This is a genomic window from Flaviflexus ciconiae (genome assembly GCF_003971195.1).
Taxonomy (GTDB): domain Bacteria; phylum Actinomycetota; class Actinomycetes; order Actinomycetales; family Actinomycetaceae; genus Flaviflexus; species Flaviflexus ciconiae.
Window position 1 is genome coordinate 2500380 of record NZ_CP034593.1, and the last position, 14064, is coordinate 2514443.

The 14064-nt window shown below is 60.6% G+C and carries 14 protein-coding genes and 1 tRNA gene; 10 read left to right on the forward strand and 5 right to left on the reverse strand.

Annotated features, from left to right (window positions below):
• Positions 1-108 precede the first annotated feature (108 nt).
• The 7 genes from EJ997_RS13595 (at position 109) to EJ997_RS11205 (ending at position 8010) form a co-directional block, all read left to right on the forward strand.
• On the forward strand, positions 109-606 hold the full coding sequence (locus EJ997_RS13595) for an FAA hydrolase family protein (RefSeq protein WP_228201493.1): 498 nt from the start codon (positions 109-111) through the stop codon (positions 604-606).
• Positions 600-977, forward strand: a complete 378-nt coding sequence (locus EJ997_RS13600) for an FAA hydrolase family protein (RefSeq protein WP_228201494.1) — start codon at positions 600-602, stop codon at positions 975-977. The genes EJ997_RS13595 and EJ997_RS13600 overlap by 7 nt, the downstream gene beginning before the upstream one ends.
• Complete coding sequence (locus EJ997_RS11185; RefSeq protein ID WP_228201495.1) at positions 949-1713, forward strand: HpcH/HpaI aldolase family protein; 765 nt, start codon at positions 949-951, stop codon at positions 1711-1713. The genes EJ997_RS13600 and EJ997_RS11185 overlap by 29 nt, the downstream gene beginning before the upstream one ends.
• A gap of 413 nt (positions 1714-2126) precedes the next feature.
• The gene (locus tag EJ997_RS11190) at positions 2127-2456 is read left to right on the forward strand and encodes a metallopeptidase family protein (protein WP_126705053.1); all 330 of its coding nucleotides are present in this window, start codon (positions 2127-2129) and stop codon (positions 2454-2456) included.
• Positions 2457-2657: 201 nt separating this feature from the next.
• A complete protein-coding gene (locus tag EJ997_RS11195; RefSeq protein ID WP_126704623.1) occupies positions 2658-3455 on the forward strand; it encodes an alpha/beta hydrolase in 798 nt (265 codons plus the stop codon).
• Between the two features lie 59 nt (positions 3456-3514).
• Positions 3515-7813, forward strand: a complete 4299-nt coding sequence (locus tag EJ997_RS11200; protein WP_126704624.1) for a hypothetical protein — start codon at positions 3515-3517, stop codon at positions 7811-7813.
• Positions 7810-8010 carry a hypothetical protein gene (locus tag EJ997_RS11205; protein ID WP_126704625.1) on the forward strand — a complete coding sequence of 67 codons (201 nt, stop codon included), beginning with the start codon at positions 7810-7812 and terminating at the stop codon, positions 8008-8010. Before EJ997_RS11200 ends, EJ997_RS11205 begins: the two co-directional genes overlap by 4 nt.
• 2 nt (positions 8011-8012) lie before the next feature.
• Here EJ997_RS11205 and mscL read toward each other — a convergent pair whose 3' ends face one another.
• From mscL to EJ997_RS11225, 4 genes are all read right to left on the reverse strand, one after another.
• A complete protein-coding gene (gene mscL / locus EJ997_RS11210; protein WP_126704626.1) occupies positions 8013-8426 on the reverse strand; it encodes a large conductance mechanosensitive channel protein MscL in 414 nt (137 codons plus the stop codon).
• 27 nt (positions 8427-8453) lie between these two features.
• Entirely contained in the window at positions 8454-9068 is a 615-nt protein-coding gene (locus EJ997_RS11215) for an SAF domain-containing protein (RefSeq protein ID WP_126704627.1), read from the reverse strand.
• A gap of 228 nt (positions 9069-9296) precedes the next feature.
• A complete protein-coding gene (locus EJ997_RS11220; protein ID WP_126704628.1) occupies positions 9297-9620 on the reverse strand; it encodes an FmdB family zinc ribbon protein in 324 nt (107 codons plus the stop codon).
• A 191-nt stretch (positions 9621-9811) separates the two neighbouring features.
• Positions 9812-10429: a 5-formyltetrahydrofolate cyclo-ligase gene (locus EJ997_RS11225; protein ID WP_126704629.1), complete on the reverse strand. Its 618-nt coding sequence runs from the start codon at positions 10427-10429 to the stop codon at positions 9812-9814.
• A 113-nt stretch (positions 10430-10542) separates the two neighbouring features.
• Here EJ997_RS11225 and EJ997_RS11230 point away from each other — a divergent pair, with 113 nt between their 5' ends.
• From EJ997_RS11230 to EJ997_RS11240, 3 genes are all read left to right on the forward strand, one after another.
• The gene (locus EJ997_RS11230) at positions 10543-11760 is read left to right on the forward strand and encodes a molybdopterin molybdotransferase MoeA (protein ID WP_228201496.1); all 1218 of its coding nucleotides are present in this window, start codon (positions 10543-10545) and stop codon (positions 11758-11760) included.
• 88 nt (positions 11761-11848) lie between these two features.
• Positions 11849-12835, forward strand: coding sequence for a hypothetical protein (locus tag EJ997_RS11235; RefSeq protein ID WP_126704631.1), 987 nt, complete (start codon positions 11849-11851; stop codon positions 12833-12835).
• 79 nt (positions 12836-12914) lie between these two features.
• Positions 12915-12990, forward strand: a tRNA-Ala gene (locus tag EJ997_RS11240).
• A 187-nt stretch (positions 12991-13177) separates the two neighbouring features.
• Here the strand turns inward: EJ997_RS11240 and EJ997_RS11245 are convergent.
• A complete protein-coding gene (locus EJ997_RS11245) occupies positions 13178-13501 on the reverse strand; it encodes an Imm10 family immunity protein (protein ID WP_126704632.1) in 324 nt (107 codons plus the stop codon).
• Between the last annotated feature and the right edge of the window lie 563 nt (positions 13502-14064).

The window sequence follows — 14064 nt, forward strand, 5'->3', positions numbered from 1 at the left end:
TGCCGACCACAGCACAGCCCGAGATTATTCTCGATGAAAAGAAGTCCGAGGACCGCAGGGTCGCCCTCGGCCTACGACTTGCTCCGCGGCCGTCCCGGAAGGACAGACATGCTAGACAGAACAGCGATCGACCAGATCGCCAGCGAGCTCGCCGAAGCTGACAGGACCCGCGAGCTCATTCCCCGAATGACGAAACGGTTCCCCGACGCCACGGTTGAGGACTCGTACGAGATCCAGGGAGTGTGGCGTGACCAGCAGATCGCTGCTGGGCGGCGCCTCGTCGGCCGAAAGATCGGCCTTACCTCGAAAGCCATGCAGGCGGCCACCGGAATCACCGAACCCGACTACGGCGTCATGTTCGATGACACGGTGTACGAGAATGGTTCGATCATCGACTACAACCGGTTCCTCAATGTCCGCATCGAAGTTGAACTTGCTTTCCTCCTGAAGGCCCCCTCGAGGGCCCACACTGCTCAATTTTTGACGTACTGCGAGCAACCGAATATGTTGTTCCCGCACTCGAGATCCTCAACTCGCACATCGAGCTTGAAGGCCGCACCATCGTTGACACAATCTCCGATAATGCCGCCTACGGCGGCATGGTGATCGGCGGCAATCCGACGAAACCGGATACCGTTGACCTGCGCTGGGTATCGGCCCTGCTTTACAAGAACGAAACGATTGAGGAAACGGGCGTTGCCGCCGGTGTCCTCAACCACCCGGCCACGGGCGTGGCCTGGCTGGCCAACAAGTTCCACCAGCACGGTTCCCGCCTCGAAGCGGGCGAACTTATCCTCGCAGGCTCGTTCACTCGACCCATGTGGGTGGAGCAGGGCGACAGCGTGCTGTGCGACTACGGCCCGTTGGGTCGGTGTCATGTCGGTTCGTCTAGAACTCCCGCCCACCTTCGGCCAGGTCCTTGCCAAATCCACTCGCTCCCAGGTGGGCATGTGGATCAGCTCGGGAAGCACCATTAACGCAAAAATATGCGCAGGAAGCGGGCCCGACTGGGTCCTCATCGACGGCGAACATTCCCCGCTGTCGCTCGAGTCAATCCAGGCCCAGCTGCAGGCCGTTGCACCCTACCCGGCAACCCCGGTGGTTCGGCTTCCCGTCAACGACACGGTCCTCATCAAGCAGTACCTGGACCTTGGTGCACAAAACCTCCTCATCCCCATGGTCAACACCGCTGACGAAGCGGCAAAGGCTGTAGCAGCCACCCGATATCCTCCCGAGGGTGTCCGCGGTGTGGGCTCGGCTCTTGCGCGAGCCGCGCGCTGGAACCGCGTCGAGAACTACCTGACAAAGTCGAACGACGAATACGTCTCCGTCATCGTCCAAATCGAATCTGCCCAGGCCGTCGAGAACGTCAAGGAGATCTGCGCAACCCCGGGCGTTGACGGCATCTTTATCGGCCCCTCCGATCTTGCCGCCTCCATGGGACTCATCGGTCAGCAGGCGCACCCCGATGTTGTCGCAAACATCAAGAAGACAATCGCGGCTGCCCGCGACGCTGGCATCCCCGTCGGCATCAACGCCTTCGACCCGAAGCTCGCACACGGCTACATCGATGAAGGTACCGACTTCATTCTTGTCCAAGCCGACGTTGCGATCCTCGCCCGCCAATCCGAGGCCCTTGCCACCACCTTTATCCCCATCCAGCAAGGCGAGGAGCAGGCAGGAAAGCCGGGTGAAGAGCGAGCCAGCTACTAGGCGAACATGAGCTTCATGGCACCGCGGCGGCGGAGGTCATGACAGAAGCTATGGCACCGGGAAGATAATCCCCGGCGGAATTAATCTGCCGGGGATCGTTGTTGGGGAAGATGCTCGGTTTGTGAGGCGGCATCCACTCCGTGTCTCTTGAGAGCGTCCGCCTGGATGTTTATGGTGAGAAGCAATTGCACTCCCCGGCCTCTCCATGGAAGCTACAGGAGAGTCCTTCTTTTTTTCTGACTAAAGTGACCCACGTCTGGCGGTGCTGGTCGGGTACGTAGCCACGGTCATTGAACGAACCAACAGTGTTCTGTGATTCCCAAGGATTCATCGTTGCTTTCGCGTGGGACAATAGCCTCGTGGTTGATATTTCCGAAGAAGAGTTCGAGGAAGCCGTTGCCGACGCGCTCGATATGGTTCCCGACGAGTTCATGGATGCTGTCGACAACGTCGTCTTCCTGATCGAAGACGAACCGGCTCCCGACATGGTTGGTCCGGATCAGCGTGATGAAGATGGCTTGCCCGCCCTTCTCGGACTGTATGAAGGCATTGCCCTCACGGATCGTGATGATGGATGGGCGGGTGCACTGCCCGACACGATCTTTATTTTCCGTGGACCACTGTCACGCTGGTGCGAAACCAGGGAAGAACTTATCCACGAGATTGCCGTGACCGTTATTCACGAAATTGCCCACCATTTCGGAATCGACGACGACCGGTTGCACGCGCTCGGATGGGGGTAGCGGGCACCGCACGGTGACAATTGGGCAACGGTCAGCGGTAACGGGTCGGGCTAAGCCTGTCCTTGATCAAGATTCTCCGCCGGCGTCACGGATGTCAGTCTGATATTTCTCGGGTGCGGGCATGGACGTAAGATCGCGGGATCCCGGCCTGAGTTCGCGGAACCTTCCTCTGATCGTCTTTTTCGTGGAAGAGTTAGTGTCATGGAACTACGGCATGTGATCGCAGTGGGGGAACCCCGTTCAACTGTTCTCCTGTTGCACGGTTTTGGGGAACACTCCGCTCGGTACTCGCATATCATTGAGATTTTTGCTGAAGCCGGATATGACGTGTTCAGCTACGACCAGGCAGGGCACGGGCGGGCCGCCGGGCCCCGGGCGCAGGTCGATATGCCGGAGCTGCTCAAAGACCACCGTGCGGCTCGCGCAGAAGTCATGGCACGAACAAGAACGGACACCCTCGTTCTATTCGGACACTCGATGGGTGGGCTGATCACGGGAATGTCTGCGCTCATTGACCCTCGTGGCGTCGATGCTGTTGTCCTGTCCGGCCCGGCCTTCCGCCAGTTCCCGGAAGTCGCACCCATCATTGCGAAGATCGGATACGGTCTTTCAAGGTTCCTGCCAAGCATTCCAATTACCAACATTGACACGAAGGACCTGAGCCGAGATCCGTTCGTGGTGCGAGCATACGAGCGTGACCCGCTTGTTCATCACGGATGGGTGCCGATGCTCACGGGCACGTCGATGGCAGTGCACGGCCGGAAAGCACTGGACAATGCCAGCGTGTGGAAGAAGGGCCTGCCGCTCTACGTTGTTCATGGCGAGGACGATCAGATCGCTAACATCGAGGGATCCCGAGAGTTTGTCGCGAGTGTAAGAGACTCCGGATCCCCAGCAGAGCTCGTGACCGTGCCTGCCGGATTCCACGAAGTGCTCAACGAGCCGGACTCAGAACAGGTCGTGGAAGACATCATCCAGTGGCTAAATAATCGAGTTTAAGCAGGTGGCGGCGGCCCTGCTTAACCGATGTGCGGGTCAAGAATGGGTACGGTAAAGGGGTGAGTCCCATATCATTCTTCCGCAAGAAGCGCTCCCAGCCGGTCGAGAAGGTCGCCGAACCATCGGCGGCCTCCCCGATCGAGGCCACCGCCTCGCCAAGCCTGGACAATGCTCTGCCAGTGGAGCAGGAGCGTCCCGTACCGGCTCTCGACAGGAGCCTCGACGAGGAAACGGACGCAGCGTACGCTGCGATCACCGAAGCTTTCGCGCAGTGGCGGGAAAGCCTGTCACTGAAGACGGACGATATTGTTCTCTCCGCCGACGAACCAACGGTTCTTGACCTGTCGAGTCTCCACCCGACGGGTGCAGCCCAGTTCTATTCGGGCAGCCCCACCCCGCTCACGTCGGTATTCCGCGAATCGGAAACCCAGGGCAGGGCGCGAACCAAGATTAATGCGCTCCTCGAAAAGCAACGCAGTCTGGAAGAGTCCTACGGTTCGGCCCCGATCTCCCTCGTCATGGGGACCCTCACATGGTCGGAGATCCGCCCCAAGAAGCAGTCTGCCTCCGAACCCGAGCCGGGTGACAACGCTGATGACGTTGAACTGGGAGCGGCCTTCGATGAGACCGGTCAAATCTCCCTCGACGAAGCCGAAGAGGTCTCCGAGGAACCAACTGGCCCTCAGATCATTGAAGTAACGGAACCCGCGCTCCGCCGCGTTGTTCATGTCGTCGCATCGACAGCAGCGGATCCCGTCCTCACCCTCGGCCACGAAGCCGATATCTCCTCTTCCGTGCTTGGTGCCCTGCGCCGTCACGGCGCACCCGTGGAAGCCGTGGCTGAGATCCGCACCCTCGCCCACGACCCGGAGACCCAGGAATCGGCGCTGGCCCGCCTGCGGGAGCTGGCGCGCGTCTACCTGCCCGGCTGTGAATATCGGAGTGTCACGCTCCTCGCCCTTGCTTCCTCCCCGTCCGCGATCCTGCACGATGACCTGGTGACGATGGAGCCGAGGATCCGCGGTTCCCGGCTCATTGCCCGCCTCGTTTCCGAAACCCCGAGCAACGAGCAGATCGAGGCCGATCCCCACGATCGTTCACCCCAGGAAGAGCGCGGTGCCGGCCAGCTCGATGTCACCGAACTCGATATTGTTGACGCGGTTGCCGGTGGCACCTCCGTCTTTATTGACTCGGCTCCGGGCACGTCCCCAAGGCGCGTCCTTGCCTCAATCGCATCAGATATTGCCGCCTCCGGTAAGTCTGTCCTCTACCTGTACGGCAACTCTTCTGCTCACCGGGCCTTCACCGGCCAGCTCAACATCATGGGACTTGGCGATCTCGTTGCTGACTTCGGCAAGGTCTCCGAAGTACCGATGCGCCTGCGCACCGGTATGCGACTTAAGTCGCCAACAATTGACGCCGAGGCCGTCTCCGAGCGCAATGCTCAGCTCGAATCTGACCGTGAAGCCCTCGTTGAGTTCATGTCGGCACTCCATGAAACCTCACCCAAGTGGGGTGTATCCGCCTACCAGCTGCTCACACAGATTGTTGAGATGTCGCTGGAAGAAGACGGAGCGAAGACGAAGGTGCGGCTCAGCGAAGACGTTGTCACCGCGCTGTCCGACGAGGAAGCACGCGGACGGGCCGCGGCTCGCCTCGACGAAGCGCTCCGCCTCGATCGCAGAGCATCCGAATCCAACCCGTGGGCCCGCTCCACGATCTTCACGGATGAGGACGCCACCGCCGCACACAAGCGGGTCACCCACCTTGCCGACATCAGCCTTCCCGCTCTTCTCGACCAGGTGCAGCGGGCCTCCGCCGAAACCGGGCTCCGCAAGGCCGAGACGCTCAATGACTGGGCTGAGCAGCTTGAGCTCCTCTCCGAAGTCTCCGACACACTCGATACCTTCCGCCCCCACATCTACGAACGCTCCGTCGCCGACATGCTGATTGCCACGGCATCGAAGGAATGGCGGAACAGCCACGGGGCCACCATGGGAATGTCGGAACGCAGGCACCTGAAGAAGGAAGCCCGCGACATGGTCCGTGCCGGTCAGGAAGTCACCGACCTCCACGCCTCCCTCAGCAAGGTCCAAAGGGAACGCGAACAGTGGCGCCTTCTCGCCGAGCCCGGCTCATGGCCCTCAATCCCCGAAGGAATGAGCCAGCTACGCTCCACATACGGTGAGGTCCGTGCCGAGATCGACGAGGTCATGGAATTCCTGCCCGACGGCGGGGAGCTCACCGCTATTCCGCTTGCCGAGCTACGTAAGCGCTGCCAGGCGCTCGCCAGGGAATCCGGGGACCTTGCCGATTTGCCGCGTAGGAATTCGCTTCGCGGCGAGATCGAAAAGGACGGCCTAACCGAGCTCTACGCGGATCTGACCGACAGGTCCATCCCTGCCGACAAGGCTGGGAACGAACTTCATGCGGCCCACCTTGCCTCTGTCTTCGAGCACATGTTCTCCTCGACGCCCGCGCTCGCGGCCGGTGCGGGAACCCGTGCCAATGATCTTGTGGCCCGCGTTGTTCAGCAGGATCGTGAACACGTGGAGTCAATGCCTCAGTACATTAACCGTGCCGTGGTCTCGAACATGAGGTCGAAGATCACGAAGAAGAAGGACCAGACCCTCGAGGTCGACTCCTATCTGGCCGAACACGGTGCGGCCGGGCTCCGGGATGCTATCGCCAGGCACGGCGAGCTACTTCAGGCCGCTCGCCCCGTCTGGGCAATGTCGGCAGTAACCGTTGCACAGTTCATTCCTCCCATGAAGTGGGCGGATGTTGTCATCCTCGACGGCATCGACAATGTTGAACTGGCACAGCTTGTCCCCGCAATTCTGCGTGGCGGCACACTCGTTGTTGCCGGTCGTCTCCAGAGCCGCGGTGAGGCCGTTTCGGCCCTGTCTAAGATTCTTCCCGTGGCAAGCCTGCCCACACTGTCCTCAAAGCATGATGAGATGACGGCAAGCTTCCTGTCCAGCAACGGTTTCTCCACGGCTCTTGCCGTGTACCCGGGAGCGCCCACCCGCCCCATGCCCAAGCTCAAGGTCGTCGAGGGCACGGGAGTGCCCGGACCGAAGTCGGGACTCGTGGAAGGCCCCGAGAAGGAAGTCGAGGCGGTTGTTGAGGCCGTTGTTGACCTGGCGCTTTCGAGGCCGGGCGAGTCCGTCGGCGTGATTTCGCTGAACGCGGCACACGCGGAGAGGATCCGTGCATCGATCCGTTCCGTTGCTCGCACCTCCTCGGCGCTTGGGGACCTCACGGATCCCACGGTCAAGGAACCGTTCACCGTCGTGGACGCCATGTCCAACACGGCACTGCGCAGGGACCACATCATCCTGACAGTGGGCCTAGGCAAGACCGTTCATGGCAGGGTACTGCACTCGTTTGGTGACCTGTCGACCCCGGCTGGCGTTGAGGGTCTTGTTTCGGCACTCGAGTCGCCCCGCAAGTCGCTCACCATGATTTCCTCGTTCGAGGCCTCCGACATTGACCGGAACAGGCTCGGAACGCCCGGCTCGATTCTGCTCGTTGACCTGCTCGAGGCCTACCGGAAGCAGGCGCCTGCCGAGGATCCGGCCGAGGGCGAAGGCAATGCGCTTCTGCGCGACCTGGCCCTGCGCCTTCAAGAACGCGGCTACCGTGCTCGCGTGGGTTACCGCAGGGGAGAGTCGCTCTCGATTCCTCTCGTCGCCGGCCACGATGAGATCCCGGGAACCTGGGCAACCGCCGTCACGATCGATAACGAGCGATACGCGGAAGAGAAGTCCTTGCGCAGGCGCGACCAGTTCTGGCCCGCGATGCTGTCGGGTCGGGGATGGCGGGTGGTGCCCACTGTCACCACCTCCGTGTTCTTCGATCCCCAAGCCGAAATTGAACGGATCATCTCGTCGGTTGATGCTGTCCGCGACGAGGTGCGTCAAGCAGCCTCCCGGAAGAAGACCGGGAAGAACATCCCGGCCCACCTGGATCTGACAACAATCGACGATGACCTGGATGAACCTCAGGGTCGGCCCCGCGGGCCACGCCCGAAGGTCTCTCCGGGTATGCCGCTCGCGGCGTACTCCGACGATCAGCTCGATGATCTTGTTGCCTGGATTATCAGTGACGGCAAGAACCGCAGCGAAGACGAAGTCGTTGACGCCCTCCGTTCCGAACTTGACCTGCGCCGTCGCGGCATCCAGGTTGATGTTGTACTCCGCAACGTCGTCCGCAGGCAGGTTGGTCCTGCCGTCGTGACATCAGAGAATGGCGAAGAGCCGGGTGGAGATGACCTCGGCGGTGCACAGTTCGGCGGGGAACAGCCCGCCGACGGTGATCGGCCTGCTCACAACGACGAGGGCGATCGCCTGTGAAGAAGCGTGCCGTCTACCTCTCCCGGGTTGACCGGGAGAGGCTAGAGCGGGGCGAAATCAAGACGCCCGAGGAAGCTCTCCACAAAGACGATCCGCCCGCCCGGCGGACACCGGAACGGGCGGAGACGAAAAAGAAGAGTGGATTATCCCAGCGCGATAGGGAGATCCTGGCGGAACGTCCCCCACACTGGGGCTGAGACTAGCGGTTCTGGCCCTCGCCACCGTCAGCGTTCTGAACGATCAGGAGGTCGCGGATCTCCTTGAGGACAGCAACGTCATCGGCGTCCGCTGCCGGCGCTTCCTCAACACCAGCATTGCGGCGCTCAGCAAGCTTGTTCATCGGGATGATGATGAAGAAGTAGAGGGCGAGAGCAACCAGGAGGAAGCTAACAAGGGCGGTGATAACAGCGCCGGGCTTCACCGTTGCATCCCCGATCGTAAACGCGGCAACATCATCGAAATTGGGTTCACCGAAGATGCCGCCGATCAGCGGGTTAATGACCTGCTCAACGAGAGCGGTCACAACAGCGGTGAAGGCTGCGCCGATAACCATGCCAACAGCAAGGTCGATGGCATTGCCTCGGGAGATAAATTCTTTAAATCCCTGGATCATGGGATAGTCCTTTCGTAAAAGGACGACTCAACTGTGCAGGACTGCCAGCAGAGGCGTCCGTGCACTAATGCCAAGGACTAATGTAGCCTGCTCCGCGTCGATCGCAACATAGGCGTATGTGAGATTATCACCGGTTGACAGGAATCCCGACGATGCGTCGACCTCGGAGAATGCCAGGATTGTTGCGTCTGTCGCGGCCAGGATCGCTGTGCCGGTCTCATCGGAAGACCACAGGTCTACCTTTGAACCCGCCGGTGTTAGCTCGGCCGGTGTTGAGAGGTAGACAGGAACGATAACGGTTCCTTCGGGAAGACCATCAACGAGGGTTGGGCCAATCAGCATCGACTGGGTGATTGGCGTGCCCTCGGGAAGCGAGATTGCAAGACGCTGGCCCGATGCCATGTCGATCGCCTGATCTTCTGGAACAACTCCGGCAGGGGCCGGAACCTTCCTTACATCGTCCTCGGTAAGACGATGCCCTGCTGGTAGATCGCTTGAGGCCACAAGAAGCTCCGTTGGAAGAACCCGGCCGGAAGATCCAATAGCGGAAACAACAAGTGCGAGGCAGAGTGCAAGAATAGCGGCGGTAAGAAGCCTGCGCCACCGCCACAGTACCGCTCGCATCGGAGGTCTGGAAGACATAACCAGATGGTAAGGACGTGATCGGTGCTTGCCGCCTCCGTGCACGTGTCCCTGTGGATCGGAGGGGTGAGGCGGTTACCTGTGGAAGCGGAGGTAGGTACCCGAGGAGGCGTCACGAGAGCAGTGGGTGCAGAGACAAAGTGACCCGCCGGTAGAGGCGGGCCACTTTAGAAATATCCAGGTAGCCATCGGCTAACCAGAGATGGAATTGGTGCTACCGGCTGAGAGCTAGGCCTTAGCGGCGGCCGTGCTGGCCGACGAACCACCGGACGAAGCCGATGACTTGGATGACTCGGTGGAAGAGCTGGTGCTGGTTGAGCTAGCAGGCGCAGAGTCGGAGCTCTTCGGATCGGTGGCGGTGAGGCCGTTTGACTTTGATCGGGAGTCGTTGCGGTAGAAGCCTGACCCCTTGAAAACAACGCCAACGGAGTTGAAGAGCTTCCTGAGCTCTCCGCCGCAGGCCTCGCAGACGGTCAGCGGATCGTCAGTGAAAGACTGGTGGATATCGAACGCGTTTCCGCATGACTTGCAGCGGTACGAATAAGTGGGCACGTGATTTACTCCGTTGGACAGGGATCTACGAAAAGTTATCGTACTCCACTGCGAGGGCTCCCAACCCGGGTCGTGGCAGGGATGACACTGGATGCCCCGGAAAAGCAGTAGGCCGGACCCTTTTGAGTCCGGCCCTGAATCCCTCTTGCGGTTCTCATTTAGGGAGCTCCGCCTTCGAGAGTAGTGGCAAGTCAGTTGTCTTCTACCTTGGTGATCGTCCCGGGTTGGAGAACCCAAGGGACGCGGACATCCTGTTCGTCATAGGGGAGAGAGTTTGACACAAACTCCCACGGGTAGATCAGTGCACCCACCTTGTCGGTGACGTTCTGCTTCAGCATCCGGTCGTACCAACCGCCACCCTGGCCGAGCCGGGTACCTGACTGGTTGACGGCGAGGGCCGGGACGATGATGACATCGGCTTCTTCGATGACTTCGGCAGGGAGGGGATCGCCCTTCGGTGAGGGCGGGCGACCGGGAGCTTCGCTCACCAGGTCGTCGCACTCGTACTCGGCCCACATCCGGTTGAGGCCCGGCCCGAGCTTGGGGAGCAGGATGCGAACACCGAGTTCGCTGAGAGTATCGAGAGCCAGATAGGTATCGGGCTCGTTCTTGACGGACACGTACATCGCAATGGTCTTGGCATCTGCCACGAACTCGGTAATGGTCTCCGCAAATGCGGGGGCATACTTGCTGAGATCTTTCGCGGTCAACTTTGACCGGCGATCACGGAGAACGCTACGGATCATCTGCTTGGCATCGACAATGTCGAAGTCAGAAACATCGGGCAGTGCCACTTCGTAAGTGGTCATGGCCCAATTATCTCACTTTTCACATGCTCAGGCGAGTAATTGCGCTGGTAACTTACGCGCGTCGGAAGGTGTGGACCGACTACGCTTGGTGTCAGGAGGCAGTAGTGAAACCAGTGTCAACTCATATCGAGGATTGCCTTGCGGTCCTCACCGACATCCCCGCCCTCGACGTGCCCCTCGCGGACTCGGTGGGATCCGTCCTCGCTCGAGATGCGATTGCGACAGTCAGCCTTCCACCGGCAGATTCCGCGGCGCGGGACGGCTACGCCGTCCACTCTGCCGAAACAGCCAGTGCTTCACCACAAGCACCGGTTGGCCTTGCCGTTGTCGGAGAGATCCTTGCTGGCACGGACAGCATCGACGTGTTGCCACCGCGCTCCGCCATCCGCATCTCCTCCGGAGCAACCCTGCCCAGGGGTGCTGACGCTGTTGTGCCGATCGAAGCCACCGACGGTGGGCGAGCTCGCGTCAATATCAATCAGTCGGTCGAGCCCGGGGATAACCTCCGGTACGAGGCTGAGGACTTTGAGGCTGGTCTTGTTGCCCTGGAAAAGGGCACCCGGATCGGGGCGCGACAAATCGCCATTCTTGCCGCAGCGGGTCTCGGCACCGTTTCGGTTAAGCCGGCTCCCCGAGTAGCCATCCTTTCCATCGGTGACGATCTTGTCGAACCGGGCAGGTCCGGCCATCCCGGCACGTACTACGATGCGAACTCCCACGGCCTCGCCACCGCCATCTCCGAACTTGGCGCCATCGTTTTCCGCGTACCCAGGGTGCCCGACAGGCAGAAGGAACTGCGGGACGCTCTTCAGGACCAGCTTGTTCGATCCGATGTCATCATCACGACCGGCGGCCTCTCTTTCGGGGGAGGGGACACGGTTAAGGACGTAGTCGGCGGGCTTGGGACCGTCCGGTTCGACAGGGTTGCCATGACCCCGGTTCACCAGTACGGAGTTGGCCGGATCGAACTCGAAGGGACCGACGTATCGGTTCCCATCTACTGCCTTCCCGGTAACCCCGTTGCTGCTCTTCTTGGCTACGAACTCTTCATCCGGCCGGCCCTCCGCAAAGCAGTCGGGCATACGACCACGAACCGCAGGACGATCAAAGCCGAAGCGGTCAGGGCATGGTCCTCGAAAGCTGGCCTGGAAGAGTACGTTCCGGTACGCGTTACCGGCAGGCCCTCCGAGGGCTATCGCTTCGAACCCACCGGGCTTCCGGGCGCAGAATTACTCTACGGACTGGTGCGTGCCAACGCGCTCGCGGTCATTCCGCCGGAGACAGAATCTATCGCCGTGGGTGACGAACTGAGCTGTCTCATCCTCGACTGACTCATATACCTCAAATTTCCCTGTGAGTTTGGGCAACACTCCGCTGGTCCTGTCCATATATGTGGTCAAGACGCTTTAGGTTTAAGTTGTGGAGATTCAGGGATACGCTCTGTTCGCGGCAGTTATCGTTTTGGTGGCTGTCGTGTACCCGGCACTCTCCTGGAGGACGCGAGTCGCACTCGCCACCCCCATTGCCGAGAGCGAATCCGAGAATCTTCGCGTCGTTAACTCCGTGGACCGCTGGTCGTCATCGCGATCAGTGAATCACGGAACTATCCTTCCGAGAGTGGAGTCGAGAATGAGCGCCAAGCGACGGGTTGATCCAACCAATCTGCGTACGCTCGCGGCCAGCCGTGCCCGAGCACGCGCCCGGGTATCCCAGCGCACCGCCCGCATGAAAGCACTGGGCATGGGCCTCGGTGCCGCCGTGCTCGTCTCCCTTATAGCCTGGATTGCTGTCGCGGCAACCAGCCTGACGATCGTCCTCGGCATCGTACCCACGGTCCTCACCGCGATCGGTGCCGGCCTCTACGGGAAGATGCTGATCGACGCACGCGAACTCAACCACCAGGACCAGATTCAGATCGCGAAGCTCGACGCCAAGCTCGAGAAGCTTTCGGCCACGGCTCGCGCACAGGACCGCAAGGGCAAGCCCGCCTCTTCGAAGCGCGCACCGCGCCGAGTCCAGGAAGCTCGCCGAGCGTCGGCTGCTTCCGCAGCGTCGGCCGAGTCAGTGGCATCCGCGCAGACTGGCCTTTCCGCCAATGATTCCGTATCCGCACCGTCGGTCGCCTCCGCACCGGAAACAGCCCAGGCCGCTCCCGTCCAGGAGAAGCCGAAGCCGGCTCCGAAGCGTGAATCGGTTATGCCGTCCTACACGCCGAAGCCGACGTTCGCACGCCGTACCGTGAAGCCGTTTGAGCCCGAAGAAGCCCCGGTGGCTGCTGTCCCATACCGTCCCACCCAGCTCGGTGAGAAGTTCACGAGCGCTACCTCCGCTCAGTCGGCAGATGCTGCTCCTGTTATCGCAAGCTTCAACTTCGATGACGTCATCGAAGCCCGCCGTCACGCATAGGTTCCCCATAAGTGACGAACGAGACTGGCCCCACTCCTTAGAAGAGGATGTGGGGCCTGATATTATTGATCGGTAGCTGGGGGCTATGGCGCAGTTGGTAGCGCGTCTCGTTCGCAATGAGAAGGTCCGGGGTTCGAATCCCCGTAGCTCCACCAATCACTTTCATTCCCACGGTGTTCAGCCGCATGTTCATATGGGCGGGCGCCGAAAGCGGCCCGATTCTGGATGCGACAGTCAAGACACAACCTGAAACGACTCACGGCTGACACGCGCTCCGCTCATCCTCGTCGTTTGACAGCCGTAGTCTCCCGGTCTGGGGTAGAAGGCCCTGCCACGAGGCGGTCAGGCGAGCAATGTGGGAAGGTGCTCTCGGGCGAGCGCGGCCCCAGGCACGCCAAGGTCAATCTCTAGAGGGGTCGGCAGATGAAGAATGTCGGCCGCCTCTGACGTTATTGATAACGAGAGAGTTGTGCCGGCAAAGGAGTAGCTCGAGACTCCTCCGTAGTAGGTGGCGCCTCCACGCACCAGGCAGTAGGTATTTTGGCCAAGTTCCCGGTCCTGGTCACTTGACGACAGCGGCCGCTGTGAGTCCCCGCTCTCTTCATCGTGTATCACCAGAGCGGCAAACCCGAGTTCCTCATCCTCGATCCACCCGACCTGAATCATGCTCGACCTGCCTTCCCGGTGACATCCTTCGAGGTCACCTGCTCCGGTGGGCGTTTACGGGCCTGGGGGAGGCTGTTGAAGGCCCCGGCGCTAGGCTCACGGTAGGTGTTGGCCAGGTCGGGAGGCCCGATAAGTGGGCGCTTGCGCAGGCCAAAGAGTCCAACACGTATCCCCGAGGTCCACCATGATGCTCTTGGTCGAACCATCAACAAGAGCAATGAAATCATCGGATAGCACGTCCAGGCAGAGCCCCAGTATCTGGAAGTTTGAGGGGGCAAGCTCCTTTGCTCGTCCCCACGCTGTCAACCCGTGCAGCCGAATTTAACTTGATACTCCCGATACTCTGTTCCTTACGCTGCGTGGCGTTTACGGCAGGCTTGTCAACGGTTTTGGGCGGACCTGGGATGCCTGGCCACTGTGAATGGAGCTGCCTGTAATCTGCCGAAGATGAGATAATTGCGGATAGTACTCAGTGACCAGCCGGCATGACATATGGTCCTGGCTGAATCGCTGATTGCGGTCATACCAGAAAGTCACCAGACATGTCAGTCCCCGGTGCTACG